A 26987-nucleotide genomic window follows, 5' to 3' on the forward strand; every position below is an offset into this window, starting at 1 on the left:
GCGTCTAGCTCTGACCGGGAGGATCACCCGTATGACGGCGGAAGTCGCTTGCTGTGCACCCCTGCATGGGAGGTTTTGCGCCGGGATTCTTAACGCTGGACAGCGTGAGGATCACATGCCAATGTGAAGGCCGCGTCAACGACACGCTCCCCCTCCGGACCCCTGCCATCCCGCCACGGCGGAGGTCATCACCCCTACTGGAGCCGTCATGCCCCTGCCGCCGGAACTCGCCGAGATCCTGCGCGAACCGCCCCACACGCACTCCCCCGCGGCCATCTGGTGGTGGAGCGGCGAGCCGCTGCGGCGCGACCGGCTGCGCTGGCAGCTCGAACGGTTCGCCGAGGGCGGCGTGTGGAACCTGGTGATCCTCAACCTGGCGCCGTCGGGGCCGATGTTCGGCTCCGACGCCGACGACCCGCCGTTCTTCTCCGAAGCCTGGTGGGCCCTGCTGGAGCAGGTGTGCGCCGACGCCGAGGAGCTCGGGATCTCCCTGTGGTTCTACGACCAGCTCGGCTTCTCGGGCGCCGACATCCAGGCCCGCCTCGTCGACGAGGAGCCCCGCTTCGCCGGCCGGTGGCTGGCCCCCGACGGGTCGGTGACCACCCGCGGCTTCGACTACCTGTCCGCCGAGGCGTGCGCGGCGCTGATCGACCGCGTCCACGGCGAGTTCGAACGCAGGCTCGGGCACCGGCTCGGCGGCGTCATCGCCGGCTCCTTCCAGGACGAGCTGCCCACGATCCCCACCTGGTCGGCCGGCTTCGCCGCGGAGTTCGAGCGGCGCCGCGGCTACGACCTCGTCCCCCACCTGCCGCTGCTGTGGCGGGACGGCGGCGAGGCGGGCCGTGTCCGCCGCGACTACCAGCGCACCCGGGCCGAGCTCGCGGAGGAGGCGTTCTTCCGGCCGCTCGCCGCGTGGCACGACCGCCACGGCCTCCTCAGCGGCTGCGACCAGCAGGACCCGGCCCGCGCCGGGCACCCGGTCGAAGGCGTCCAGCTGTACGCCGACTACGCGCGCACCCACCGCTGGTTCAGCGCGCCCGGCTCCGACCACCACGGCGACGCCCGCGTGCACTCCTCGCTCGCCCACCTGTACGACAGACCGCGCACCTGGATCGAGGCGTTCCACTCCAGCGGATGGGGCGGCACGCTGGAGGAGACGTTCGACTGGCTGCTCCCCTGGCTGCGCGCCGGAGCCACCCTGTACAACCCGCACGCCGTGTACTACACGACCAAGGCCGGGTGGTGGGAGTGGGCGCCGCCGTCCACGGACTGGCGTCAGCCGTACTGGCGGCACCACCGCGTCTTCGCCGACGCCGTCACCCGCCTGTGCGCGGCGCTCTCGCTGGGACGCCACGACTGCGACATCGCGGTCCTCATACCCACGGCGACCGTCCAGTCCGGCACCCGGCTCGACGGCGTGGACGAGGAGGCTTCGCGGGCGCAGCAGGTCTACCGGGAGATCGTGGGCGAGATGGCATGGTTCCGCATGATCCCCGGCACCCTGGACCTCCTCGGCCTCGACGCCGACGTCATCGACGACGACTCCATCCAACGCGCCACCGTCCGGCCCTCCCCGCCCGTTGTCGGGGACCCCCGGCAGGAGGCCGGCGCCAGCGGTCCGACCGCGAACGACATCCGGGCGCGCACGGAATCCACGGACGCCTCCGACGTTCAGGCGCGCCCGGAAACCACGGACGCCTCTGTCACAAGCAGGCAGGCCGCGCACGCGCTCGGGGCCCTGGCACGGCTGGAGGTCGCCGGAGAGTCCTATGCCGCGATCGTGTTGCCTGCGTGTACGACGCTCGACCCGGCGACCGAGCGGGCGCTCGCAGAGTTCGCCGCCGCGGGCGGGCTGGTCGTCGCCGTCGGCGCGCTCCCCGAGGGGCCGCTGCGCGAGCACGTCCGCTTCGCCGCGACTCCAGCGGACCTCGGCCCGCTCCTGTCGCCGCTGCGCCGGGTCGAGGCGCCCGTCCCCCCGCTGGTACGGGAGGTCGACGGGGCCACCCTCGTCTACCTCCAGGCCGCCTTCCCCACCGCGAGCCGCGTATCGGTGGAACGTCCGGACGAACGCGGCGCCGACCAGGGCTGGGACTCGGCCACCATCGACTTCGACCCCGCCCGGTACGCCGCCGAGATGCCGGTAAGGGTGCGCGGCGTCGCGGGAAGCCCGCTGCTGGTGGACCCGTTCGGTGGCGGCGTCCGTGCCCTGGCGTCCACGGTGGACGGCGAGTACACCGAGGTCGTCGTACCGTTCGACGCGGGCCCCGCCGCCCTGCTCGTCTTCACGGGCGAGCAGACGCCCCCCGCGAGTCCGCCGTCCCCGCCGACCCGGGAGCTCGGCCTCAGCACCGGCTGGGACATGGAACTGATCCCCACTCTGGACGACACCTGGGGCGACCTCGGCCACTCCGGGCCGGTGCTCCAGCGCTGGGAGGTCCAGCACCGCGTGGACGGCCACCCGCAATGGCAGCCCGCACACGCGACATTCGGCCCCCATGGCACCTGGCGCGTCACCCCAGGCGAAGGCCCGGTGCGCGCGGGTGAAGGCCCAACGGGCGCGGGTGCGTGGCGGCCCGCGGTGTTCTCCACCTCGCGCGGCATCCGCAAGGACCCGATCCACCGCCTGTTCCTCGGCCCCAAGGGGCACGTGCCCGAGGAGTTCCTCGACTTCGGCCAGGTCCGCGCGGGGCAGGCCGCGTGGTTCAGAGCCGCGCTGACCGTCCCCGACGAAGGGTTCCTCGCGGTCGGCGCCGCGGCGGCCAAGACGGTGCGGGTGGACGGACGCGAGGTCGAGCTGGACGACCGGGGCTACCTGGCGCTGGCACGCCGCCCCCTCCGTCCCGGCACGTACCTGCTGGAGCTCCGCCTGGCGCCCGAGACGGACGGCCGGCTGCGCGCCCACGTCGCCGTCGTGACAGACCCCGGACGGTACCTACGCCCGGAATGGATCGCCGCCCCCGCAGAACCGACCGACCTGACCACCACCCCGGCGGGAACGGCCGAGCCGACCACCGCCCCGGCGGGAACGGCCGAGCTGAGCGCCACGTTCACGCCGAAGGGCACGGTGCTCCAGGTCGCCTCGACGACGGCGTACCAGGTGGCGGTCAACGGCGTGGACCTGGGACGGCAGGGCGGCTTCGACCCGTACGCCGACCAGCGCAAACCCCGGGTGCGCCGCTACGACCTGGCCGGGGTGCTGCGTCCCGGCGAGAACGAGGTGACCGTCCAGGTGGCGGACGCCGCCGAACCGGTCCTGGTCGACGGCTGCGTCACCTCCGGCCCCGGTTGGTGGGCGGTTCGTGACGGCGAGCGCGTCCCGGCAGAGGTGCGCAGGACGCAGCACCACGACCCCGCCGCCCTCCACCTGCCGCGCCGCCCGCACCCCCTGCCCGACACCTCTTGGCTGTCACCGACCACGCTGCCGGAATCCACACCGACCGCCACCGCCCCACCAGGAGACGAACCGACCAGCACCACCTCACCCGGCACCCTGCGAGAAGGCGGACCGACCGGCTCCGTGGTGCTGCCTATCGTGCTGGCTGAGGAGGGGACGGCAGGGCGGGTCGAGTGGCTGCGGTTCGAGGTTCCGCCCGGCGCGACCGCCCTTCGGGTGCCCCTGCGCGGGACGGCCAGGTTGCTGGCAGACGGGACGGCTCTGGCGGAGGGCTCCGGGCTCCTGCGCGTCCCCCTCGACGGGCGGGCCGGCCCCTGGGAGGCGGTGCTTCGGGTGGAGACCGAGGCGGGGCACAGCGGCGGTGCCATCCTCACCGGGCCGATCGAGTTCGAGACCGGTCCGGGCCCGATCGAGCTGGGTGACTGGGAGCGGTCGGGGCTGCCGGAGTACAGCGGCGGCGTCCGCTATCGCAGGATCGTGCACCTCAGCGAACGTCCGGAAAGCAGCCTCCCGGACCCCGGCGAACGCCCAGGAAGCAGCCTCCCGGACCCCGGCGAACGCCCAGGAAGCGGTCTGCTGGACCTCGGACGGGTGCGTGGTACGGCGGGGGTGCGGGTCAACGGCGTGCCCTGCGGCGTCAGGGTGTGCTCGCCGTACCGGTTCGACGTCGGCGCGGCGCTGCGGCCCGGCGAGAACGTCGTCGAGGTCGAGGTGTACGGCACCCTCGCGCCCTACCTGGACGCGACCAGCCCCACCCACTTCGTCTTCCCTGGCCAGCGCGTCACCGGCCTGTCAGGCCCGGCGAGGCTCCTCCTCGGCTAGCCCCGTTTTCCGCGCGTGAGGTTGTTTGAAGATCGCCGGGTTGGTGGCCAACCGACTGACTGGCCCAGGAGCCGTCCGAGCCGTGACCCGTCCGGGCCGTGAGCCGTCCGGGCCGTGAGCCGTCCGGGCCGTGAGCCGTCCGGGCCGTGAGCCAACAATTGTCGGATGGGTTCGACAGGATGGCTGCCATGGTTTCCTATCAGCTGGTCATTGACTGTGCGGCACCCGAGCGGATGGCCCGGTTCTGGGCGGGCGCGCTGCGGTACACGGTGGAGCCGCCGCCGGGTGGATTCGACACGTGGCGGGATTACTGGCGCAGTCTCGGAGTGCCGGAGGACGAGCTGGGCGAGGGGGACGGCAGCGACAGCATCGTCGATCCCGAGGGGTACGGGCCGAGGATCTGGTTTCAGCAGGTGCCTGAGGGCAAGGCGGTCAAGAACCGGTTCCACCTGGATGTGAAGGTGGGCGGCAAGCGGGAGGACGTACCGCTGGAGACCCGGAAAGCGCGGGTGGATGCCGAGGTGGAGCGGCTAGTCCAGGCGGGGGCGTCCGTTGTACGGGTGCTGTCGCAGCCCGGGGTTGATCACTATGCGGTGGCGATGGTGGATCCCGAGGGGAACGAGTTCGACGTGGTGTAGCGCCGTTTCCGCACGTCATCACGGGCTGTCCCCGCGTCTCCGCATCCCCCGCCGCACTTCGGCTTAGGTCCTTATGGAAGTGAGGGAGGCTTAACCCCTGCCTCACCTCGTCGGGATCATCCACGATGGGCTGCTCAGCCGAGGATGAGCGGGAGCTTTGCCGCCAGGTCGCCCAGTGCGGCCTTCTCCGCGTCGGTCGGCGTGCGACGTCCGGTGCCGATCAGCAGCGCGTCCTTGTCGGAGAACGAGGTGGGAAACGGGGCCCCGGCGATCTTCTCCAGCGACGCGCGTGCCGCCGCGAGGGTCTCGGCGGGCGGCTCGGCGGCCGACGGCAGATGCGCGATCAGGTCGAGGTGGTGCAAGGTCCATTCGAGCACGTACACGGACAGGTAGTCACCGACGGTCAGCACCTCGTCGCGGGTGCTGACGCGGACGGCGGGATCGGCGAGTTCGGCGGCGCGGCCCGCGGCGGAACCGACGTCGTCGAGGTGGAACTTGAGCCACCGCGGCTCGCCGTAGGCGGCGGCCAGCCTGGGGATCAGCGCGTCGAGCGGGTCGTCGCCGGTCGGCGGCGTTTCGGCGACCTCCCAGTAGGTGACCGCGTCGCGGGTCGGTTCGGTTTCGGCGGGCGTGACCAGGGTGATCAGGACGTCCTGGGCGTCGATGACCAGGTGGCACACCAGGTCTCGCACGAGCCAGCCGGTACAGCCGGAGGGCCGCTCGAAGTCCTCGTCCGGGAGTTCGGCGACCGCCGTGCGCAACGCCGTCCAAGAGCGTGAGAAGAGATCCACTGCGGCACGGTAATGCCGGACCGGAGCGGCGGACAAGTGTATTTGGACGGTCGGTACGCATACCCGGCCTGGGAACGTCACGGCCCGGCAAGGCTCCTCTTCGGGACCACGGCGTAAGGTCCACGGGCTGGTGTGGATTTGAACGGCACCCCCGTGGTGACCTAGCCTGAACCGCAGAGGGGAGTACTTCCCAAAGCGTCGCTCCGGTCAATACGGACATCTCGATGTGTCCTCGGACGGCCGCCCGCGTCCAGCGGGTGAAGGAGACCTCGAACGAGTTGAGCGCGTTCGAGGAGGTTCCATGCCTGCGGCGACACAGCTTTCCGCAACCACGTCCATCGCCTCGCCGACACTATGGGCGGCCACCGTGGCCGTACTGGTGGCGCTGCTGGCGCTGGACCTGCTGCTGACGCGGCGACCGCACGAGGTGCGCATGCGCGAGGCAGTGAGCTGGTCGGTCTTCTACCTGCTGCTGCCTGTGGGGTTCGGCGCCTGGCTGTGGAGCGCGTTCGGGTCCACCGTGGCGACGGAGTTCTTCACCGGTTTCGTGGTGGAGAAGTCGCTGTCGGTCGACAACCTGTTCGTGTTCATGCTGCTGCTGTCGGCGTTCGCGGTTCCGGCCGCGCTGGCCCGGCAGGTTCTGCTGTACGGCATCATCGGCGCCCTCGTCCTGCGCGCGATCTTCATCGCGCTCGGCGCCGCCGCGCTGAGCAGCGGCACCTGGGCGTTCCTGCTGTTCGGCGCGGTCCTGATCGTCACCGCCGGCAAGGTGCTGAAGGACGCGCTGGGCGGCCACGACCAGGAGGTCGACATCTCCACCATGCGCTCGGTCCGGCTGCTGCGGCGGCTGATCCCGGTTACCGACGGCTACCGTGGCGCGCGCCTGATCGTGCGCGAGCAGGGCGCTCTGGCCGTCACCCCGCTGGCCCTGGCCGTGGTGGCCGTCTTCGCCACCGACATCGTCTTCGCCGTCGACTCGGTCCCCGCGGTCTACGGAGTGACCGAAGATCCGTTCCTCGTCTTCGCCACCAACGCCTTCGCCCTGCTGGGCCTGCGCGCGCTGTACTTCGTGCTGCAGGGCGCACTGACCAAGCTGGGACATCTCAACCACGGGCTCGCCGTCATCCTGGCCTTCATCGGCGTCAAGCTCATCCTGCACTGGGCGCACGGCGTCTGGGCGTGGGTCCCGCAGATCCCCACCCTCGTCTCGCTCGGAGTGATCATCGCGGTGCTGATCACCGTCACGCTCACCAGCCTGTACGCCAACCGCCGCGCCGAACGGCGCACCCTGCCCACCGAGGAGCCCGCCGAGGAGCCCGCCGAGCGACCCGGCGAACGCTGACCCAGCTCACAGGCGGGGCCCGCGCCTGGGCCCCGCTCAAGAAGCACTACTGACCGGCGGTCACCTGGTGGTCCTGCCCGCCTCGTACTGGTCGATCGCGTGTCCCAGCTTCGCCAGCTTCTCGGTGTAGGCGACCGGGTAGACACCGGGCTTCGTGGCCGGCCGGTTCGCGTCGACGTACTGGGTGCCGAGGTTGGTGAACGCGACGACGATGTAGTGGCGGCCCGCCTTGCCGGGCAGCGACCTGACGATGCCCGCGTCCGCGCCGGAATTGCCGACCCATCCGGTCTTGTGCGCGAAGGTGACCTGGGCACTTTCGTTGCACGGGCGCACGTCCTGGCCGAACTTGTTACCGGCGACGGTCACCGCGCCGTCGTCCCCGATCCAGCGGGACGCGACGCGCTGCGGAATGCCTGCCGCCGGGTAGTCGCTGCCGCACCGGTTGGTGGTGGAGAGCATGTCGTTGAACCCCTGCTCGCCGAGCAGGCTCTTGAACACCTGACGGGAGGCGGGGCTCAGCACCGCCTTGGTCACCGGCGTGCCATCGGGAGCGGACCACGCCCTTCCCGGCATCCCGTTGACCAGTGCGAGCAGCTTGGCCGTGTCCAGCGAACTCATCGTGACCGGATTGGACCAGCGTCCGCCGTTGGCGGGATTGGTGCCCTTCACTTGCAACGTCTCAAGCCCCAGGTCCTGGAACGTCTGGTTGAGTTCGTCGATGGCGCCGCGATCGTGCAGCAGCTTGACCAGGGCGCAGGACGCGCTGTTGGACGACGAGGTGATCGAGGCTTCCATGTAGGCCCGGATGGTGTTGCTGGACGCGCCGCCGCACAACGAGCTGACCGCCGTGGGCTGGTAGTCGTAGGTGTCGTCCAGCTTGATCTGGCCCTTGTCCACCAGCCGCAGCACCCCGAAATTGACCATCAGCTTCAGGACGGACGCCGGATACGGCGACATGAAGTCGATGGGCGCGTTCTCCCGGCCGGGAACCACGTCGATGGTGCCCTTGCCCTGGTTGGCGTACCAGCCGGCGTCGTCCCACTGCCGCCACCGCACCTGGGTGGTGTGGAAGTCGCGATCCACCGGCACGACGACCCCATGCGGATACTGCGGGCTCATCAGCACTGTGCCTGAGGAGATGGGCCGCCCGTACCGATCCAGTTCCAGCACCGTCACATCAAGCTGCGGTTGCTGGACGATCGGTTTGGGGTCCACCCCCGCGAGTAGCCGCGCGTAGTCGTTCGCCGTCTTCGCTTCCTTGTCGACCGAAGCGGCGAGCGAGCGCGCCTGCGACGACCCCGGCGGCGCCAGGTCGAGGACGTTCTCGAAGGTAAGCCCGTCCATGGTGCGCTGTAAGAAGTGGGCGACCTCGCCGGCGCTGCCGGACGGCTCGGCCCGCGCCGGCTCGACGGCGAATCCCAGCAGCGCCACCCCCGCGACAAGCCCGGCGACGACCTGCCGACTCATTCGAAATCTTGACATGTTTCTTGATCATAGTCATGCCGAATAGTTCAGCTCGCAATCTTTTCGTCAGAGACGCGGAGGCCGAAAGCCATTTCGCCCGAGAAAGGCGGCGAGTCCTTTTTACGTTTGTGTCGGCCGCTTCTAGGCGAGACCTGCGGGCGCGGCATGCGGGCGCGGCATGCGGGCGCGGCATGCCCGGGTCGACGCTGCGCGGCGCTAGGTGCGGAAGCGGTTGCGGTAGACGGTGGCGCTGAGGCCGAAGTAGCTCTTGAAGCGGCGGGCGAAGTAGCTCTGGTCGGGCCAGCCCACCGCGCGGGCGATCGCCGTGACGGGATCGTCGGTGCGCAGCAGCAGGTCGGACGCGGTTTCGACGCGCAACCGGGCGAGGTAGGCCATCGGGGGCAGCCCGGTCGCCGACTTGAACAGCCGCACCAGGTAGGCAGGGCTGAGCGCGACAACTCTGGCGAGTTCGGCGAGCGTCCAGTCGTGGGCGGGGTCGCCTTCCAGCATGGCCATCACCCGCATGACCGTCGGGTGGGTCACCGTGCCGTTCGCCACCTCGTCCTGCCCGGCGGTGGCGGTGCGGGAGAGCTGGCCGAGGAAGAGGGAGAGCCAGCCGATGACGTCGGCACGGTGCTTGTCGAGGTGGCGGGCGCGCAACCGGTCGAGCGCCTCCAGGTAGCCGACGCACCTGGCCAGCTCACCATCGTCCAAGTGAGTGGTCAGCAGGCCGCGGCGCTGCAACGAGTGAGGCCCGGTCCAGAGGAGGTAGCCGAGCTGCGGGTCCTCGCGCGTCCAGGAGAGTTCGTTGCGGAGCAGGTCGGTGCCGACGCAGCAGTTGTAGAGGACGAGCCCCGCGCACTCCTCGTACCCGTGCCACACTCCCGGACGCAGCAGGACGACGTCCCCTACCTGTAGTCTCCGCCGTCCCGACAGGGAGTGATGCACGGCGGAGCCGGCGACGACGACGGCGATCTCGACGAAGCTGTGCGTGTGCACGGGCTCCTCGCCTTCGTGCGGGTAACGCCGGGCGTAGGCGGGCGAGCCGTCGGCGAAGTAGAGCAGCCCGCGGGACGACCCCAGCGGAGTCCCCGTCACGCCGCAGCCCTAGTGGTCCACATGAGGTCAATTTTGTCCGACTTAAGCGTATTTAGTGCTATCTGTTGGGCCGAGTGGGCTCGGATGATTCCCTCCGTAGCCCCGCACACGGGCGGCCCGAAAGGATGATCGTGTCCAGCCTGACTCCGTACGGTCTCACCTGCGAACTCCTGGAACAGCCCCTCGGGATCGACGAGCGCCGACCGCGTCTGTCCTGGAAGCTCTCCTCGTCCCGCCGGGGCGACGCGCCGACGGCCTACCGGCTGCGGGTGGCGGCACGTCCCGAAGACCTGGACGACCCCGCCCGGCTGCTGTGGGACAGCGGCGTGCGGCAGCCCGAGCTCCCGCACGTGCGCTACGACGGCCCGCCCCTGCAGTCGGGCACCCGCTACCACTGGCGGGTCTCGGTGTGGGACGCGGACGGCTCCCAGGCGGGCGAGGCGACGTCCTGGTTCGAGACGGGCCTGCTGCACACCGACGACTGGCTGGCCGCCTGGATCGGCCTCGATCCCGCGTGCGAGCCGGTCGCCGATCCGCCGCGCGACGACGACCGCACCGACCGGACCCGCCCGCTGCGTCCCTGCCCGCACCTGCGCCGCGCCTTCCGGCTCGACGGCCGCCCCGTGCGCGCCCGGGTCTACGTGAGCGCGCGCGGCCTGTACGAGCTGTCGGTCAACGGCCACCGGGTCGGCGACGACGAGCTGGCCCCCGGCTGGACCGACTACCGCGAGCGCGTCCAGTACCAGGTCCACGACGTCACCGGCCTGCTCCGCGAGGGCGAGAACGTCATCGGCGCCGTCCTGGCCGACGGCTGGTGGAGCGGCTACGTGGGCTTCGACGTCCGGCACCAGGCGCTGCACTACGGGCCCGCCCCGCAGTTCATCGCGCAGCTGGCCGTCGACTTCGCCGACGGCTCCCGGCGCCTGGTGACCACCGACGGAACGTGGCGGACGGGACGGGGACCGATCGTCTACAGCGACCTGCTCATGGGCGAGCTGGTCGACGCCCGCGAGGACGTTCCCGGCTGGAACGCGCCCGGCTTCGACGACCGGGGCTGGGCGCCTGCCGCCGTCCTAGACGGCGACGTCACGTCGCTTACGGCCACCGCGGACCAGCCCGTGCGCGTGGTGGCGGAGCTGCCCGCCGTGTCGGTCGAGCCGCGCGGCGACGGCCGCCACATCGTGGACCTCGGCCAGAACATGGTGGGACGGGTCAGGCTGACCGTCCGCGGGGCCGAGCGGGGCGCCCGCCTCCGGCTGCGGCACGCGGAGATGCTGGACGGCGGGGAGCTGTACCTCGCCAACCTGCGCACCGCCGAGGCCACCGACCAGTACGTGTCGGCCGGCGGGCCGGTCGAGGTGTTCGAGCCGCGCTTCTCCGTCCACGGGTTCCGGTACGTGGAGGTGTCGGGCCATCCAGGGCCGCTCCTGCCCGAGGACGTGACCGGCCGGGTGCTGCAGAGCGCCACCCCGCCCGCGGGCGAGTTCCACTGCTCCGACGAGATGGTGACCCGCCTGCAGTCGAACATCCAGTGGGGCCAACGGGGCAACTTCGTCTCGGTGCCCACCGACTGCCCTCAACGGGACGAGCGGCTCGGCTGGCTCGCCGACGCCCAGGTCTTCCTGCCGACCGCCGCGCGCAACGCCGACGTGTCGGCGTTCTTCGCCCGCTGGATGCGCGACGTCGTGAGCGGCCAGGACGCCGAAGGGGCCTTCCCGGACGTGGCTCCGCAGGTGTGCGTGACGAACCAGGGCGCGCCGGCCTGGGGCGACGCGGGGGTCATCATCCCCTGGCAGCTGTACCGGCTGTACGGGGACGTCCGCGTGCTCGAACGGTCCTACGAGGCGATGGCCGCCTGGGTGGAGCACATCAGGCGGCACAATCCGGACCTGGTCTGGCGGGCGAGGGTCGGCAAGCACTACGGCGACTGGCTGCAGGTGGGCGTGGAGACGCCCAGGGACCTGCTCGCCACCGCCTACTTCGCCCGCAGCGCCCAGCTGACCGGCCTGGCCGCGGGCGTGCTCGGCCGCAAGGACGACGCGACCGCGTACGAGGAGCTGCACCGCTCGATCCGGGAGGCGTTCGTCGCGGCGTTCGTCGAACCGGACGGCCGCGTCGCCGGTGGCACGCAGACCGCCTACCTGCTGGCCCTGGCCTTCGACCTGCTGCCGGAGCAGCTCGTCCCCGCCGCCGTCGAGCACCTGGCGGCGGACGTGGAGGCCCGCGGGCGGCACCTGACGACCGGCTTCGTCGGCGTCTCGCTGCTGTGCCCGGTGCTCACCGAGCACGGCCGCGCGGACCTCGCCTACGCGCTGCTGCACCAGGACGGGTTCCCGTCGTGGTGCTACTCGATCCGGCACGGCGCCACCACCATCTGGGAGCGCTGGGACGGCTGGACCGAGGAGCGCGGGTTCCAGTCCGCCGCCATGAACTCCTTCAACCACTACGCCCTCGGCTCGGTCGGCGACTGGCTCTACGGGCGGGTCGCCGGCATCGACCAGGAACCCGGCTCGGTCGCCTACCGCCGCCTGCTGCTGCGCCCGGCCGTCGGCGGGCGGCTGAGCTGGGCGCGGGCGTACCAGGAGACGCCCTACGGCCGGGTCGCCTCCGGGTGGCGGCTCGGGGAGGGCGACGTCCGGGTGGACGTGTCCGTGCCTCCGGGCGCGACGGCCGTCCTGCACCTCCCGGCCGCCGACGGCGCCGCCGTACGCGAGGGCGACGGTCCGGTGACGGCGGCCGACGGCGTGCGGGTCATCGGCGACGGGCAGGGCGTCCTGGCCGTGGAGCTGGCCTCGGGCGACTACCGCTTCACCGCGCCGGCCCCGCAGGAGACAGCCGGAGCCGACTCCCGGCGCCGGCCGGTCTAGGCTTCGCCCACCTCGGCGACGTCGACGTGGTGGTGCCGGTCGCGCAGCCGCTGGATCGCCTCGGACGAGGCGTGCGAGTCGACCACGATGACGTCGAAGGCGTCGAGCGGTGCGACCCTGTGCAGGGCGACCCGGTCGAGCTTGGTGTGGTCGACCGCGAGGATGCAGCGCGTGCCCGCGGCCAGCATGGCCCGCTTCACCAGCACGATCTCCTGCTCCTGGTGGAAGGCGTGCCGGTCGGAGATCGCCGAGGTGGAGACCACCACCGTGTCGGTGTTCATCGCCTCGACCGCGTCGACGCAGGCGACCCCGAGGAACGAGTCGTGCGTGGGGTAGTACTCGCCGCCGAGCGCCATCAGCCGGATGCCCGGCATCGGGGCGAGCAGCTTGATCGCCTCCAGGAAGTTGGTCACCACGGTCAGCGGCGCCACCTCGCCGAGGTGATGCGCGACGGCGAGCGCGGTCGTGGAGTCGTCGAGGATGACCGAGCTGCCCGGCTCGATCAGGCTCACCACGTGCCGGGCGATCGCCTCCTTCTCCGCGGTCTGGGCGGTCTTGCGGTAGGCGATGTTGCTCTCGAAGATGCTGGACGCCTGCGCGCTGGCCCCGCCGCGGTACTTGCGCACCATGCCCTGGCTCTCCAGCTGGTCCAGGTCGCGGTGGACGGTCATCACGCTCACACCGAACGTCTCGGCGAGCTCGGCCATCGAGACGGAGCCCTGCCGCAGGACGTGCTCGGCCATCGCCTGGCGCCTGGTGGCTCCACTGGCCGCGCGCGGACGCGACTTCACCTGCGGCACTCCCATGCATCGATGACGGCGCACCGTCTGTGAACGCTCATAATCTCTCACACCCTTGACACCCCAGGGAGCGGCTCATAGTCTCCACGCAACATTCACAACTTCACACGTTTCAACGTTAGATTTAACGTACCCCCAAGAGGCACCGCTGTGCTGACATCCCCCGACTCTCGCCGCGCCGCTCTCCCTGACGACTGTCCGACCGGCTTCCGCCCGTCCCTGATTAAAACGTTCGCATTCCCCGCCGCCCGTTGGAGCCTCACCAAGGAGACAGCCCATGTCTGACCTGCGCGACGCCAAGATGAGCCGTGTCCAGTTCTTCCGCATGATGGGCGGACTCGCCGCGGCCGCCGCGGCCACCGCGTGTTCCACCAAGCCGTCGTCCACCACCGCGCAGGGGCAGGCGTCCGCGACCGAGCTGAGGTTCGTGGGCGTGGCCGACCAGAAGACGCCGATGGACGAGATCGTGGCCGCCTACAAGCAGGTCAAGCCGGGCGTCACGGTCAACACCAGCTTCGCGCCGACCGACCAGGTGCAGACCTCCGTGCGCACCCAGCTCGGCGCGGGCAACGCGCCCGACCTGCACGTGGTCTACCCGGGCAACGGCAGCGCCATGTCGATGAACCAGATCGCCAAGGCCGGGCTGCTCGCCGACCTCTCCGACCAGGCGTGGACGAAGACGATCCCGACCGGTTTCAAGCCGGCCTTCCAGTCCGAGGGCAAGACCTACATCTACTCGGCGGGCTCGTCGGTCATCGGCGCCGTCTACAACAAGAAGGCGTTCGAGAAGGCGGGCGTCGACGCGCCGCCGACCACCTGGACCGAGTTCCTGGCGCTCTGCGACAAGCTGAAGAAGGCCGGTGTCACACCGATCGCGCTGGGCGCGCAGACCCCGTGGGTCACCCAGCTCATCACGTACGCGCTCGTGCCCTCCACCGTCTACGCCAAGGACCCGTCCTTCGACGACAAGCAGCTCGCCGGGCAGGCGAGCTTCGCCCAGTCGGGCTGGCGGCAGGCCATGGAGATGTACCTGGAACTGCAGAAGCGCGGCTTCTTCAACGACAACCCGAACGGCACCACGTTCGAGCAGCAGACCTCCATGGTGGCCACCGGGAAGGCGGCCATGGCGATCCAGGTGTCGGCGGTCCTGCCGGACTTCCGCAAGGCGGCGTCCAGCCCCGACGACCTGTCGATGTTCCCCGTGCCCGGCGCCGACAGCGCCGACCAGGTCTGGATCCCCGCCGGGGTGGTGGTCGGCCTCGGGGCCGGCGCCAAGGGCAGGAACGTGGGCGAGGCCAAGGCGTTCATCGACTTCCTGGGCAAGCAGGAGAACATCAACCGCTGGGCCAAGGCGATCTCGGCCATCCCGCTCACCCAGGACAGCGCCTCCACCATCGACCCCGCGGTGCAGTCGTTCCTGCCGTTCACCAAGGACCGGGCGGTGCCGTTCATGGACCAGCGCTGGCCGAACGCCGAGGTGCAGCCGGTCCACTTCGCCGTCGTCCAGGAGCTGCTCGCCGGCAAGATCAAGGTGGACGAGGCCCTGAAGAAGATGGACGAGGCCTACGCCAAGTGACCGCATCCACCACCTTGAGGCGATTCAGCTCGCTGTCGCCCTCATGGCTCTTCGCGCTTCCCGCCCTGCTGGTCTACGCGGCGGTCGTGCTCTACCCGAGCGTCGCCGGCATGCTGTACGCGTTCACCGACTGGAGCGGCATCGGCGAGGACAGGTCCTTCGTCGGCCTGTCGAACCTGGCCGCGCTCCTCGACGACGAGCAGGCGATGGGCTCGATCGGCAACACGCTGCTGCTGACCGTGGCGATCGTCGTCGTGCAGAACGGCGTGGGGCTGCTGCTCGCGCTCGGCGTGCACGCCAGGCTGAAGAGCAGGGCGGTGCTGCGGGCCGTCTTCTTCGCGCCCGTCGTCGTCAGCCCCGTCATGGTCGCCTTCCTGTGGAAGTACGTCTACACCCCCGACCCGTCCGCGGGGCTCAACGGGCTGCTCGGGCTGAACGTCGACTGGCTCGGCAACCCCTCGGTCGCCCTGTGGTCGATCGCGGGCATGGTGGTCTGGCAGTACGCCGGCTACTCCATGGTCATCTTCCTGGCGGGCCTGGAGGGCGTGCCGCGCGAACTGCACGAGGCCGCGATGATCGACGGCGCGGGAACGTTGCAGCGCTTCAGGTACGTCACCTGGCCGCTGCTCGCCCCGGCCCTGACGATCAACCTGATGCTCTCCACGATCGGCGGGCTCAAGCTGTTCGACCAGGTCTTCGCGGCGACCAACGGCGGCCCCGGCTACGCCACCGAGACCCTCTCGACCGTGCTGTACAAGCAGGCGTTCGTGTTCGGCAAGTTCGGTTACAGCACGGCCATCGCGCTGGTGCTCGCCCTGTTCGTGGCGGCGGTGTCGCTCGTGCAGGTCTACTATCTCCGCAGGCGGGAGGTCGCCCAGTGAAACGGACGTTCCTGCTGGAGATCGTCATGATCGCGGTCGCCGTGGCGTTCCTCTTCCCGGTATACGCGCTGATCACGCTCTCGCTGAAGGACCCGGCGCAGATCTCGCAGACCCCGCTCGCGCTGCCGGCGCCGCCCTCGCTCGACAACTACGCCAAGGCGTGGACTGCCGCGTCGCTCGGGCCGTCGCTGGTGAACAGCACGGTGATCACCGTGGTCAGCCTCGTCGCGCTGATCGCCCTCGGCTCCTTCGCGGCCTACTACCTGGCCAGGGCCAAGAGCCGGCTCGGCTACGGGCTCTACGTGCTGTTCCTGCTCGGCATCGTGCTGCCCTTCCAGCTCGGCATGATCCCGCTCTACCAGCTGGTGACCGACCTCGGCCTGATCGGCTCCCACGCCGGAATGATCATCTTCTACACGGGGATCCAGCTGCCGTTCACCGTCTTCCTCTACACCGGGTTCATCCGCGCGCTGCCCCGCGAGTACGCCAGCGCCGCGCAGATCGACGGCGCCTCCCACCTCGTCGCCTTCACCAAGGTCGTCTTCCCGCTGCTGCGGCCGATCACCGGCACGGTCCTGATCCTCAACGCCGTGTTCATCTGGAACGACTTCTTCACGCCCCTGCTCTACCTGGGCGGGTCCGGGTACGAGACGATCCCGGTCAGCGTCTTCGCCTTCGTCGGCCAGTACGTCTCCGACCACGGCCTCGTCTTCGCCGGGCTGGTGCTCGGGTCGCTGCCGATCGTCCTCGCCTTCCTGCTGCTCCAGCGCTACGTGATCAAGGGCTTCTCCAGCGGCCTCAAGGGCTGACCCGCTCGCGCGCGCAGTGTCTGAGAGCTGATCGGCGTGCCGTCCGCTGAGAAACGCTGTGCCGGCGGATCGGCCGGTCTGGACGGGATGTTGCAACCTTTGCTGGTTCACGCGCATCGAATCGGAGGGATAGGACAGTGACTTGTAAGCATATTGACGGTTCGTCCTGACATGCTCACCTCTCGTCCGCGGGCGGCGAGACGCTGGCGGGGGGACCGGGGAGGACAGCAGTTGCACGACGATCTTCGTCTGCTGGAGGCCGAGACTCTGCAGCAGAGACTGGAGCGCCGATTGGCGCAGTGGTCAGCGCGTGCGGGGATTGTCGTGGAGGTGTGGGCCCTACCCAGGGGCGAGCTTCCCGACCTCGTCGCCCGCAGCCTGGACGCGACGGTGTCCGAGGCACTGGCCAACATCGAGCGGCACAGCCGTGCCCGTACGGTCGCGATCGCCGTCACGGTGGGAGAGAGCGGCCTGCGGCTGACGGTCAGCGATGACGGACGCGGCTTCCCCTCAGGAACGACCGGTCGGGGACTGAGCGCGATGAAGGAGTACTTCGCCGGAATCGGCGGGGCCCTCACGGTCAACGGCGTGCCCGGCGCGGGGACCACCGTCAGCGGGACGGTCCCGCCCGGAGCGCTCGCGCCGCCCGCCGTCGAACTCCCCAGCTAGTCACTGCGGCCGGCGTGGCTCTCATGGCCGCTGAACGCCCGCCGTACCGCTGACCGATGCTCGACGGAGCCGCAGGGCCGCGACCACCAGCAGGACCACCGCGCCTACGGTGAAGATGGCGTTGCTGGCCAGGTCTACCGGAAGGCTGGGCGGCGGGTTTCCAGGGAGCGGGATGGCTCTCCACGGGAAGGAGTGCCAGGCGAAGGTCAGCATGGCGCCGCCGGCGAGCGCCAGCCGGTGGGCCTGCGACCAGCCGGCGCGGCGTGACCAGCGGACCAGCACGGTGGCGGCGGTGACGAACAGCGCCAGATAGAGGAGCACGCTGAGCCACGCCGGGAGGGGGATCGCCTCCCCCAGCCAGGGCGACAGGCCAGTGGGGTCGACCGCGTACAGCAGGACGAAGACGGTGCCGGCGATCAGGGCGAAGGTGCCGGCGACCCACGGGCCGGGGGCGCGGCCGGGCAGGGGAGTGGCGTCGGTGCTGCGCCTGGGGAGGCGGAGGCCGACGACGATGATCGCGGCGATGGCGACTCCGGCGCCGATGAGCTGGGGCGCGGAGGCGAAGTCGGTGAGGACGATGGCGGAGATGGCGCCGCCCAGGACCATGACCCCGTACAGCACGCTTGTGACCGTGAAGCCGATCTTGCCCAGCCACGGTGCGGTGCGCCGCGAGCCGGCGAGGGTCTCCGCGACCGCGATCGGGACGCTGATGCTGAACACCGTGTGTACGCCCACCATGAACATCGTCCACGGCCCGGCCAGGCCGAGCGCGGGGATGAAGCCGTAGTCGAGGATACGGAAGCCGGACCAGTTCGGGTTCCAGAGTGTCTGGGTGACGAAGGCCTCCTCGATCATGCCGTAGGCCAGCGCGAAGATCATCATGGTGGGCCAGCCGCGTCCGGTGCGGCGGGCGAACTCGCGGATGAGGAGGGCGCCGCAGCCGTACAGGGGGATCAGGGCGAGCAGGTTGCCGAGGTCGGTGATCGGCATGTTGCCCATCAGGTATTCGCCCGTCAGCGGTGCCAGGAAGAGCAGCCAGATGGCGGGTGCCAGGCGAGGAAGTAAGGCTCCTTGGGTCATGGCTCTTGGATATCACCACTCGGTGCAAACTTACAACCGTGTAAAAATATTCTGGTGTAAGGTCACACCCTATGGAGGAGACACGGCGCGAACGCAAGAAGCGGCAGACCAGGCAACTGCTCATCCGCGCGGCCGTCCGGCTGTTCGCCGAGCAGGGCTACGAGGAGACCACCGGCGCGCAGATCGCCGCCGCGGCGGACGTGTCCACCAAGACGTTCTTCAACTACTTCCCGAGCAAGGAGGACGTGCTGTTCGCCGAGGTCGAGCAGTACTACGGGCTGGCGCTGGAGGTGATCGCCGACCGCGCGCCGGACGACACGGTGCCGCAGGTGCTGCGCAGGACCTACGACCGGGTCATCGCCGACTACTTCCGCCAAGGGCCGGGGGCCGAGGACCCGGAGCTGGCGGAGGTCTACCAGAGGTTGCTCGCGACCGTTCCCGCGGTGCAGGCCAAGGCCTTGCTCATAACGTTCGACGCGCAGCGCCGGATCACCGGCGCGTTGCTGGAGGCCTTCCCCGACAGGCTGGACCCCATCAGCGCCGCGTCGGCGACCGGCGCGTTCATGGGCGCGGTGCAGGCGGCCGGGATGGCCAGCCTGGAGACGTACGGCGAGTCGGAGCAGGACTATCTGGCCTCGACCCGGCGGGCCGTGGACATCGCGATGCGCGGCCTGGAATCGCTGTGATGGATCACGTGTGCCTAGTGGCCGATCTTGATGACGGCCTTCCTCCCCTGGACTGCCACCACTTCGAAGGTGATGTCGTCGATGGAGCTGGGCCCTCCTTGGTCCGGTGTCTGCTCTGACAGGGTCAGCCGCATACCGCTGCCGGTGACGCTGTTGAAGGTGACCGATCCGTCCTCGACGGTGACCTCGACCGGCGCCAGGCCCCACGTGCCGTCCAGCGTGATGCTCTGCCCGTCGGAGACGAGGACCTCGCAGGTCGCGTCGCGGCACGCCCGGAGCCTCCCGCCGTCCTTCGCTCGCGGCAGGTGCGTCGCCTGCGGAGAAGCGGTCACCGACGGTGAGGGCGTCGCCCGCGGAGAGGAAGTCTCCGACGGTGAGGGCGTCGCCTCTGGAGAGACCGCGGCTGGAGCCGTCTTCGGGGCGGCCGTCCCCTCAGTCCCGGAACCGCAGCCGGTGAGCAGCGCGCACAGGGCCACCGCGCCCACCAGAGACACCCTCTTGCCTGGTTCACCTGGCACGTCTTCTCCGTGTCCTCTCAACAGGGTCCTCTCAGCGAGGTCCTCTCAGCGAAGTCAGGAGCAGTGTCGCGTCGGGTTCTCGGGACGGGTCCCGAATCCCCTGGTGAACGTGCGTCATCTTTTGGGCCATAGTTCGCATACGCCCCCCAAAGCACGGCCCAAGAGCGGGCCGCGAACCCCGGCCGGTGGCGTGGCCTGGGGCCGGTGGCGCTCATGTCCGGGCCAGATCCAGCGAAGCGCGCGAAATACCACATAGGTGATTTAGCGGCACACCAAGGGTTAGCGTGGTACATAGCCTCCCGGCGACTGACGTTCGGTGTGTCCGACAGACGACGGAGGAAGCCATGTACGACTACCCGCAGATCGCGGACCACGGCATGGTCGGGGACCTTCAGACGGCCGCACTCGTCTCCGACACGGGCACGATCGACTGGTGGTGCACGCCCCGGTTCGACTCTCCGAGCCTCTTCGCCTCCATCCTCGACAGCGAGCGCGGCGGATACTGCCGGTTGGCCGCCGACCTGGACGGCACCGCCGGAGCGACCATCCGGCAGCTCTACCTGGCTGACACCGCCGTCCTCGTCACCCGGTTCATGGCTCCGGGCGGGGTGGGTGAGGTCGCCGACTTCATGGAGCCGGCCCCCTCCGCCACGCCCTCCAGCCGGCATCGCCTGGTGCGGGTCGCCCGCGTGGTCCGCGGCAGCCTGCCCTTCACCCTCGTCTGCCGTCCCCGTTTCGACTACGGACGGGCGCCGCACACCCTCACCCTCCTCGACGACGGATCAGCCCTCTTCCACGGCCCCGGCACGGACCTCCATGTGCAGGCCAGCGCCCCGCTCACCCTGCATCCGGACGGTGGCGACGTCACCGCCCGCTTCACCCTCCAGGCCGGCGAGGTAGCCGCCGTCACGCTGACCAGCGACATCAGCGACCACCACAGCACCCGCCCGCTGACCCGCGACGAGGTGCGCGACAGCATCGAAGCCTGCCGCTCCTTCTGGCACAACTGGGTGCGAACGTCCAGCTACCGCGGCCGCTGGTACGAGATGGTGCACCGCTCCGCGATCACCCTCAAACTGCTCACGTACGCGCCCACCGGCGCGCCGATCGCCGCCGCCACCATGGGCCTGCCCGAGCAGATCGGCGGCGAGCGCAACTGGGACTACCGATACACGTGGATCCGCGACGCCTCCCTGTCCGTGAGGGTCCTGATCGACCTCGGCTTCGTCGAGGAGGCCCAGGCCTTCCGGCTCTGGCTGCGCGATCGCCTCGACGCCGGCAGCAGCGAGTCGGGCGAGCCGCTGCAGATCATGTACCGGGTCGACGGAGACCCCCACCTGACCGAGGAGGTCCTCGACCACCTGGAGGGATACCAGAAGTCCGCGCCGGTCCGGGTCGGCAACGCCGCCGCCGACCAGATCCAGCTCGACATCTACGGCGAGGCCGCCGACGCCCTGGCCCAGGCCCAGGACATCGGGGGCGTCCGTGGCTGGCAGTCCTTCGCCGGCGTCCTCGACTGGCTGGCGGGCAGCTGGGACCGTCCCGACGAGGGCGTCTGGGAGACCCGCGGCGGACGCCAGGACTTCACCTACAGCCGCCTGATGACCTGGGTCGCCTTCGACCGCGGCATCCGCATGGCCACCGCGTACTCGCGCCCCGCCGACCACGCCCGCTGGATGGGAGCCCGCGACGCCGTCTTCAACCAGATCATCGAGCGCGGCTGGAACCCGAAGCAGGAGGCGTTCGTCCAGCACTACGACACCGACGTCCTGGACGCCTCGCTCCTGCTCATGCCCCGCGTCGGGTTCGTCGCCCCGCGGGACCCCGCCTGGCTGAGCACCCTCGACGCCATGGACCGGGAGCTGGTCAGCGACAGCCTCGTCTACCGCTACAACCCCACCGCCTCTCCGGACGGGCTCCGCGGCTCCGAGGGCACCTTCAACCTGTGCAGCTTCTTCTACGTCGAGGCCCTGGCCCGCGCCGGACGGCTGCACCAGGCCCGGTACGCCTTCGACAAGATGCTCACCTACGCCAACCACGTCGGCCTGTTCGCCGAGGAGATCGGCCCGTCGGGTGAGCAGCTCGGCAACTTCCCGCAGGCTTTCACCCACCTGGCGCTCATCGGCGCGGCCCTCGCCCTCGACGAGGAGCTCGACCGCGCCGGAAGGTAGGCCGGGCAGATGACCAGCACTCCGACAACCACAGGCTCGGCCGCCGCGTCACGGAGACTCCTGGCGCCGCTCGCCCTTGCCCAGTTCATCTGCAGCTTCGCGGGCTCGAACATGAACGTGATGATCAACGACATCAGCAGAGACCTGGACACGACCGTGAAGGGCGTGCAGATCACGATCACCCTGTTCTTGCTGATCATGGCGATCCTCATGATTCCCGGCAGCAAGCTGACCGACCGATGGGGTCGCAAGCGGTGCTTTCTGGCAGGCCTCACGCTGTACGGAATCGGCGCCCTGGTCAGCACGGTTTCACCCGGTCTAGGAGTGCTGATCCTCGGCAACTCGGTGCTGGAGGGCGTGGGCACGGCGCTGCTGATTCCGCCCGTCTACATCCTCACGACGATGGCGTTCAGCGATCTCCCGTCGCGCGCCCGCGCCTTCGGCATGATCAGCGGGATGGGAGGCGTCGGCGCCGCGGCGGGCCCGCTGCTCGGGGGCCTGATCACGACGGCGATCAGCTGGCGGGCCGCGTTCGTCTTCCAGGCCGTGATCGTCGCGACGATCATCTTTCTCAGCCGTCGGCTCGTCGATCCCGTGCCACCGGATCCGACGCGGCCCTTCGACACGGTCGGGGCGATCCTGTCGGCGGTCGGCATGTTCTGCGTGGTCTTCGGGATCCTGCAGGCCGGTCACCACGCCGTCCTGATGGCGGCGTTCCTCGCGATCGGAGCCATTTTCCTGGTCTGGTTCCTCCTGTACATCCGCGCCCGGGAGCGCGCGGGGAAGGAGCCGCTGCTGTCGACCGGACTGTTCAGGAACCGCACGTCCAACCTGGGCCTGGTCACTCAGAACATCCAGTGGCTGCTGCTCATGGGGACGTCGTTCGTCGTCGCCGTCTTCCTCCAGACCGCTCGCGGATACAACGCGATCGAGACGGGGCTCATCTTCACCGCGGCGACCGTCGGCGTCCTGGTGTCGTCGCTGGCCGCGGGACGACTCGCCAAGAGGCGTTCCCAGAAAACCCTGATCCTGGGGGGCTTCATCGTGACCCTGGCCGGGATCGGAGTGCTGCTCGCCCTGGTCAAGGCGTCGTCGAGGGTCGTCGCCTTCACCCCCGGGCTGTTGCTGATCGGCCTGGGCCTGGGAGTGATGCTGACCCCCTCGGTCAACATCGTGCAGTCGAGCTTCCCCGAGAAACTGCAGGGCGAGATATCCGGGCTGTCGCGCAGCATCTCCAATCTCGGCTCGTCGTTCGGCACGGCGATCGCCGGGACGATTCTCGTCTCCAATCTGGCCACGGGAAACCGGTCCTACGCCCTCGCGATGATCGCCCTGGCCGCCTTCGCCCTGATCGGCCTCGCCGCCGCCCAGCGCCTCCCCGCCAACCCCGAGCAGCCTTCCGAGCCCGCACCCGACGTGGGCCATCCGGAGTCTCCCGGCCCGCCCCCGCCGCGACCAGGCTGATCGCCTGTTTCCGGGCGTTCGAGACCCATAACGTGCTCCCCCAGAAGCTGGTCATCGGCAAGTTCCCAAGCAGTGGCCGCACCGCGCGCGCGGGGGCGTGAGGTGTGCACCCGACGATCCGTCAGCGGGACGGGGACACCAGGCCCGACTCGTAGGCGACGATGACGAGCTGGACCCGGTCGCGGGCGCCGAGCTTGGTGAGCAGGCTCCCCACGTGCGCCTTGGCGGTGCCCGCGCTGATGTGCAGCTGGGCCGCGATCTCGCCGTTGGACAGGCCGCGCCCGACGAGGGTCAGCACCTCGCGTTCCCGTCCGGTGACGCCGGCGAGCTCCCGCCGCTGCGGGACGGGCTCGGGACGGCCGGCGAACTCCTCGATGAGGCGGCGGGTGACGCTCGGCGCGATCAGGGCGTCACCGGCGGCGACCACGTGGACGGCCGCGAGGATGTCGTCGAGCGCCATGTCCTTGACGAGGAACCCGCTCGCGCCGGCGCGCAGTGCGGCGTAGACGTTGTCGTCGTCGTCGAAGGTGGTGAGGATGACGACGCGGGCCGCCGGGGAGCCGGCTGTGATCACCTGGGTGGCCTCGATGCCGTCCATGCCGGGCATGCGGATGTCCATCAGCACCACGTCGGGGCGGAGCTCTCTGGCCAGCTGGATCGCCTGGGTGCCGGTTCCGGCCTCGCCGACGACGTCGACGTCCGGGCTGCCGGCGATGACCATGCGCAGCCCGGCGCGTACCAGCGGCTGGTCGTCGGCGAGGACGACGCGGACGGTCATCGTGCCTCCGCCGGCACCGGCAGCCGCGCGGCGACGCGGAAGCCGCCTTCGGGCCGCGGCCCAGCGGTGAAGTCGCCGTCCAGCAGGGCGACCCGTTCCCGCATGCCGGAAATGCCGTACCCGCCCCCATCCGCACCACCGCCACCGCCGCGCCCGACCCCTTCTGCGGTTCCGCCGCGCCCTGCCCCCTCTGCGGTACCACCTCGCCCGTCGTCGAGGACCTCGATGCGTAGTTCGTCGGCTCGGTAGTCGAGCGACACCTGGCAGTGGCGGGTGCCCGCGTGGCGCACCACGTTGGTCACCGACTCCTGGATGATGCGGAAGGCGGACTGGTCGATGGCGGCGGGCAGCGAGCACCGTTCTCCCCGTCGGCGCACGTCAACGCGGACACCGGCGGCCGTCGTCGTCGCGGCCAGCCGGTCGAGGCCGGCCAGCCCCGGCTCCACCGGCCCGGATTCGGTCTGGCGGAGCACCCCGAGCACCTGCCGCAGCCCCTTGAGCGTCTCCCGGCTGGTGGACTCGATGGCGCTGAGCGCGTCGCGCGCCTGCGCCGGTTGGGCGTCGATCACCCGGCGGCCCGCGCCAGCCTGGATCGCGATGATGCCGATGCTGTGGGCGACCATGTCGTGCAGTTCGCGGGCGATGCGCAGCCGCTCGGCCGTGACCGCCTGGACGGCCGCCTGCGCGCGCAGGGCCTCGTCGTACTCGCGCCGCTGGCGGATCGACGTCCCGGCCATCCAGGCGACCAGGACGGTCAGGCCGAGCAGGACCGCCAGGGCGATGAACCCCGGAGCCAGCGCGTTGCCCCCGCTGAGGTAGAGGCCCACCTGCCCGGCCGTCTCCTGGACGGCCAGCGTGACGGCCGCCGCGACGATGCCGGCGCGGCGGGACCGCGTGGCCGTGACGAAGCAGACCAGGACGTCCGCCGCCAGGTAGACCGGCCAGATCTGCTCGGCGCTCCCTCGCAGCACGATGACCGCGGCCACTTCGGCCAGCAGCACCGCCAGAACCGGCGACGGCCACAGCCGCGCCCACCCGAGAGGCGCCGCCATCGCGACGGCCACCACCGCGCGCGCCATGCCCTCCAGGGGAGGGCGCGCATGCGGCCGGACCGGCGCCGGACCGTGCGCCATCGTGGCGTACAGCACCAGCGCGAACCCGGCCACGGCGCACCACGTGAGCACCGTCCACGCGCCCGGCGGCAGCCGTTGCAGCAGGGGAGGCCGGGGCGTGTTCTCGTGCACGGGTCGATGGTAGCCAGCCGTTTCCCCGCCGGGCATCGGCCCACAGGCGTACGCCCGCAGGCCACCCCCGGGCCTCGGAATCCGGCCGACAGCCAGATGCCGGACGGGCCTGGCCTGCGAAATCGTTGGCCGGGTGATCGAAGTCAACGGACTGACCAAGCGCTACGGCGACGTCCTGGCCGTGAACGACCTGACGTTCACGGTGCGACCCGGGCACGTCACGGGGTTCCTCGGCCCGAACGGCGCCGGCAAGAGCACCACGCTGCGCATGATCCTCGGCCTGAACGAGCCCACCAGCGGGTGCGCCACCGTCGACGGGCAGCCGTTCAGGCGCCGCAGTGCCGGGCTGCGCCACGTCGGCGCGCTGCTCGACGCCGACGACGTGCACGGCGGCCGCAGCGCCGCGGCGCATCTGACCGCGTTGGCGCGGAGCAACGGCCTGCCCCGCCGCCGGGTGGACGAGGTCCTGCGGGAGGTCGGGCTGGCCGGCGTGGCACGGCGCCGCGTCGGCGGGTTCTCACTCGGCATGCGCCAGCGGCTCGGCATCGCGACCGCCCTGCTGGGCGACCCGCCCGTGCTGCTGTTCGACGAGCCGGTCAACGGCCTGGACCCCGAAGGCGTGCGCTGGGTGCGCGGCCTGTTCCAGCGGCTGGCCGCCGAGGGCAGGACGGTGCTGGTCTCCAGCCATCTGATGAGCGAGATGGAGAACACCGCCGATCGCCTCGTCGTCATCGGCCGCGGCGAGCTCATCGCGGACGAGAGCGTCGCCGAGTTCGCGGCCCGCGGCGCCCGCGCCCGCGTCACGGTCCGCACTCCCGACACCGCCGAGCTGGCGTCCGTGCTGACCCTGGCGGGCGCGTCCGTACGTCCGGACGGCAGTGACGCGCTCACGGTGACCGGGCTGAGCGCGGCCCGCATCGGCGCGCTCGCCCACGAGCGGCGGATCATGCTGCACGAGCTCGCCCCGCGCACCGCGTCGCTGGAGGAGGCGTTCATGGAACTCACCGCCGACAGCGCCGACTACCGGGCCGACGATCAGGCCGACCACCTCGCGGAGGCTCGCCGATGACCGCCCTCACCGCCACGCCGCACGCCCGGTTCCGCGACCTCCTCGCCGCCGAGTGGATCAAGTTGTGGTCGTTGCGCTCGACCGCCTGGCTGCTCGGGGTCGGCACGCTGGTCATGATCGGGCTCGCCGCGCAGAAGAGCATCGACACCTACAACAGCTGGCCGACCTTCCCCCCGAGGGAGAAGGCCATGTACAACCCGATGACCGACGCCCTCAGCGGTCTGACGGCCGCCTTCCTCGTGATGGGCGCGGGCAGCGTGGGCGCCCTGGCGATCGCCGGCGAGTACGCGAGCGGCCTGATCCGCACGACGTTCGCCGCCGTCCCGGCCCGGCACCGCGTCGTGGTCGCCAAGGTGTGCGTCGTGGCGGGCGTCATGCTCGCCACCGGCGCGGTCATCGCGGTGGCCACGTTCGGCGTGAGCCAGGCCATCCTGTCAGGCCGCGACGCCGGCGTCTCGATCGGCGACCCGGGCGTCCTGCGCGCCCTCACCGCGAACGCGCTGCTCGCACCCGTGTCGGCGCTCGTCGGCATGGGCATCGGCGCGCTGCTGCGGCACACCGCGGCCACCATCGTCACGGTCATCGCCGTGCTGGTCGTCCTGCCGACCGCCTTCAAGCCGACCGTCCACCAGTGGGCGAACGAGCTGTACGCCCTGTTCCCGTTCTACGTGTGGCGTAACTGCCTGTCGCTGACGCACCCCCGCGTCGATCCCGCCCTGCCCACGGTCACCGGCTCGTGGATCGTGTTCGCGCTCTGGCCACTCGCCGGGGCCCTGCTCACCCTGATCGTCCTGTACCGCCGCGACGTGTGAACGCGGGACGCGGC

At 70.6% G+C, this 26987-nt stretch carries 21 protein-coding genes; 13 read left to right on the forward strand and 8 right to left on the reverse strand.

All coding sequences use genetic code 11. The features are described 5' to 3' along the window. The first annotated feature begins 208 nt into the window (after positions 1-208). Positions 209-4216 carry a glycosyl hydrolase gene (locus ABT294_RS08960; protein WP_350804605.1) on the forward strand — a complete coding sequence of 1336 codons (4008 nt, stop codon included), beginning with the start codon at positions 209-211 and terminating at the stop codon, positions 4214-4216. 188 nt (positions 4217-4404) lie between these two features. After that, positions 4405-4854 (forward strand): VOC family protein, encoded by a 450-nt coding sequence (locus tag ABT294_RS08965; RefSeq protein WP_350804606.1) that lies wholly within the window; start codon positions 4405-4407, stop codon positions 4852-4854. Positions 4855-4988: 134 nt separating this feature from the next. On the opposite strand, the gene ABT294_RS08970 is transcribed toward ABT294_RS08965, so the two are convergent. After that, positions 4989-5645: a maleylpyruvate isomerase N-terminal domain-containing protein gene (locus tag ABT294_RS08970; protein ID WP_350804608.1), complete on the reverse strand. Its 657-nt coding sequence runs from the start codon at positions 5643-5645 to the stop codon at positions 4989-4991. Between the two features lie 301 nt (positions 5646-5946). On the opposite strand from ABT294_RS08970, the gene ABT294_RS08975 reads away from it, so the two are divergent. Next, positions 5947-6987: a TerC/Alx family metal homeostasis membrane protein gene (locus ABT294_RS08975; RefSeq protein ID WP_350804610.1), complete on the forward strand. Its 1041-nt coding sequence runs from the start codon at positions 5947-5949 to the stop codon at positions 6985-6987. Positions 6988-7047: 60 nt separating this feature from the next. Here the strand turns inward: ABT294_RS08975 and ABT294_RS08980 are convergent, their stop codons facing one another. Together ABT294_RS08980 and ABT294_RS08985 are read right to left on the reverse strand one after the other, a co-directional pair. After that, on the reverse strand, positions 7048-8469 hold the full coding sequence (locus ABT294_RS08980) for a serine hydrolase (RefSeq protein WP_350804612.1): 1422 nt from the start codon (positions 8467-8469) through the stop codon (positions 7048-7050). 198 nt (positions 8470-8667) lie between these two features. Then, positions 8668-9549 carry a helix-turn-helix domain-containing protein gene (locus tag ABT294_RS08985; RefSeq protein ID WP_350804613.1) on the reverse strand — a complete coding sequence of 294 codons (882 nt, stop codon included), beginning with the start codon at positions 9547-9549 and terminating at the stop codon, positions 8668-8670. A 131-nt stretch (positions 9550-9680) separates the two neighbouring features. On the opposite strand from ABT294_RS08985, the gene ABT294_RS08990 reads away from it, so the two are divergent. Beyond that, positions 9681-12416: an alpha-L-rhamnosidase gene (locus tag ABT294_RS08990; RefSeq protein ID WP_350804614.1), complete on the forward strand. Its 2736-nt coding sequence runs from the start codon at positions 9681-9683 to the stop codon at positions 12414-12416. On the opposite strand, the gene ABT294_RS08995 is transcribed toward ABT294_RS08990, so the two are convergent. Beyond that, positions 12413-13222, reverse strand: coding sequence for a DeoR/GlpR family DNA-binding transcription regulator (locus ABT294_RS08995; protein WP_350804616.1), 810 nt, complete (start codon positions 13220-13222; stop codon positions 12413-12415). The two genes, ABT294_RS08990 and ABT294_RS08995, sit on opposite strands and share 4 nt — an antisense overlap. A 271-nt stretch (positions 13223-13493) precedes the next feature. Between ABT294_RS08995 and ABT294_RS09000 the strand changes: the two genes are divergently transcribed. The 4 genes from ABT294_RS09000 (at position 13494) to ABT294_RS09015 (ending at position 17151) form a co-directional block, all read left to right on the forward strand. Continuing rightward, positions 13494-14792 (forward strand): extracellular solute-binding protein, encoded by a 1299-nt coding sequence (locus ABT294_RS09000; protein WP_350804617.1) that lies wholly within the window; start codon positions 13494-13496, stop codon positions 14790-14792. Positions 14793-14806: 14 nt separating this feature from the next. After that, entirely contained in the window at positions 14807-15673 is an 867-nt protein-coding gene (locus tag ABT294_RS09005) for a carbohydrate ABC transporter permease (RefSeq protein WP_350804618.1), read from the forward strand. Beyond that, entirely contained in the window at positions 15670-16482 is an 813-nt protein-coding gene (locus ABT294_RS09010; RefSeq protein WP_350804619.1) for a carbohydrate ABC transporter permease, read from the forward strand. Before ABT294_RS09005 ends, ABT294_RS09010 begins: the two co-directional genes overlap by 4 nt. A gap of 330 nt (positions 16483-16812) precedes the next feature. Further along, positions 16813-17151 (forward strand): sensor histidine kinase, encoded by a 339-nt coding sequence (locus tag ABT294_RS09015; protein WP_350804620.1) that lies wholly within the window; start codon positions 16813-16815, stop codon positions 17149-17151. A 21-nt stretch (positions 17152-17172) separates the two neighbouring features. Here ABT294_RS09015 and ABT294_RS09020 read toward each other — a convergent pair whose 3' ends face one another. Then, positions 17173-18231: an AF_0692 family protein gene (locus tag ABT294_RS09020; protein ID WP_350804621.1), complete on the reverse strand. Its 1059-nt coding sequence runs from the start codon at positions 18229-18231 to the stop codon at positions 17173-17175. 71 nt (positions 18232-18302) lie between these two features. Between ABT294_RS09020 and ABT294_RS09025 the strand changes: the two genes are divergently transcribed. Continuing rightward, on the forward strand, positions 18303-18917 hold the full coding sequence (locus ABT294_RS09025) for a TetR/AcrR family transcriptional regulator (protein ID WP_350804622.1): 615 nt from the start codon (positions 18303-18305) through the stop codon (positions 18915-18917). 14 nt (positions 18918-18931) lie between these two features. Here the strand turns inward: ABT294_RS09025 and ABT294_RS09030 are convergent, their stop codons facing one another. After that, positions 18932-19435, reverse strand: coding sequence for a hypothetical protein (locus ABT294_RS09030; RefSeq protein WP_350804624.1), 504 nt, complete (start codon positions 19433-19435; stop codon positions 18932-18934). Positions 19436-19779: 344 nt separating this feature from the next. Between ABT294_RS09030 and ABT294_RS09035 the strand changes: the two genes are divergently transcribed. After that, positions 19780-21606 (forward strand): glycoside hydrolase family 15 protein, encoded by a 1827-nt coding sequence (locus ABT294_RS09035; RefSeq protein ID WP_350804625.1) that lies wholly within the window; start codon positions 19780-19782, stop codon positions 21604-21606. A 9-nt stretch (positions 21607-21615) separates the two neighbouring features. Beyond that, on the forward strand, positions 21616-23070 hold the full coding sequence (locus ABT294_RS09040) for an MFS transporter (protein WP_350804626.1): 1455 nt from the start codon (positions 21616-21618) through the stop codon (positions 23068-23070). A gap of 121 nt (positions 23071-23191) precedes the next feature. Here the strand turns inward: ABT294_RS09040 and ABT294_RS09045 are convergent, their stop codons facing one another. Next, a complete protein-coding gene (locus ABT294_RS09045; protein WP_350804628.1) occupies positions 23192-23848 on the reverse strand; it encodes a response regulator in 657 nt (218 codons plus the stop codon). Beyond that, positions 23845-25092, reverse strand: a complete 1248-nt coding sequence (locus tag ABT294_RS09050) for a sensor histidine kinase (RefSeq protein WP_350804629.1) — start codon at positions 25090-25092, stop codon at positions 23845-23847. The genes ABT294_RS09045 and ABT294_RS09050 overlap by 4 nt, the downstream gene beginning before the upstream one ends. 133 nt (positions 25093-25225) lie before the next feature. Here ABT294_RS09050 and ABT294_RS09055 point away from each other — a divergent pair, with 133 nt between their 5' ends. Together ABT294_RS09055 and ABT294_RS09060 are read left to right on the forward strand one after the other, a co-directional pair. Beyond that, complete coding sequence (locus ABT294_RS09055; protein WP_350804630.1) at positions 25226-26161, forward strand: ABC transporter ATP-binding protein; 936 nt, start codon at positions 25226-25228, stop codon at positions 26159-26161. Continuing rightward, the gene (locus ABT294_RS09060) at positions 26158-26973 is read left to right on the forward strand and encodes an ABC-2 transporter permease (protein WP_350804631.1); all 816 of its coding nucleotides are present in this window, start codon (positions 26158-26160) and stop codon (positions 26971-26973) included. The genes ABT294_RS09055 and ABT294_RS09060 overlap by 4 nt, the downstream gene beginning before the upstream one ends. Positions 26974-26987 lie beyond the last annotated feature (14 nt).

The sequence above is a fragment of the Nonomuraea sp. NPDC000554 genome (assembly GCF_040300065.1).
GTDB lineage: Bacteria > Actinomycetota > Actinomycetes > Streptosporangiales > Streptosporangiaceae > Nonomuraea.

Coding starts and splice junctions, on each gene's coding strand:
- ABT294_RS08960 (WP_350804605.1), top strand. CDS start 209: ATGCCCCTGCCGCCGGAACTCGCCGAGATCCTGCGCGAACCGCCCCAC.
- ABT294_RS08965 (WP_350804606.1), top strand. CDS start 4,405: ATGGTTTCCTATCAGCTGGTCATTGACTGTGCGGCACCCGAGCGGATG.
- ABT294_RS08975 (WP_350804610.1), top strand. CDS start 5,947: ATGCCTGCGGCGACACAGCTTTCCGCAACCACGTCCATCGCCTCGCCG.
- ABT294_RS08980 (WP_350804612.1), bottom strand. CDS start 8,469: ATGTCAAGATTTCGAATGAGTCGGCAGGTCGTCGCCGGGCTTGTCGCG.
- ABT294_RS08995 (WP_350804616.1), bottom strand. CDS start 13,222: ATGGGAGTGCCGCAGGTGAAGTCGCGTCCGCGCGCGGCCAGTGGAGCC.
- ABT294_RS09000 (WP_350804617.1), top strand. CDS start 13,494: ATGTCTGACCTGCGCGACGCCAAGATGAGCCGTGTCCAGTTCTTCCGC.
- ABT294_RS09020 (WP_350804621.1), bottom strand. CDS start 18,231: ATGACCCAAGGAGCCTTACTTCCTCGCCTGGCACCCGCCATCTGGCTG.
- ABT294_RS09025 (WP_350804622.1), top strand. CDS start 18,303: ATGGAGGAGACACGGCGCGAACGCAAGAAGCGGCAGACCAGGCAACTG.
- ABT294_RS09035 (WP_350804625.1), top strand. CDS start 19,780: ATGTACGACTACCCGCAGATCGCGGACCACGGCATGGTCGGGGACCTT.
- ABT294_RS09040 (WP_350804626.1), top strand. CDS start 21,616: ATGACCAGCACTCCGACAACCACAGGCTCGGCCGCCGCGTCACGGAGA.
- ABT294_RS09045 (WP_350804628.1), bottom strand. CDS start 23,848: ATGACCGTCCGCGTCGTCCTCGCCGACGACCAGCCGCTGGTACGCGCC.
- ABT294_RS09060 (WP_350804631.1), top strand. CDS start 26,158: ATGACCGCCCTCACCGCCACGCCGCACGCCCGGTTCCGCGACCTCCTC.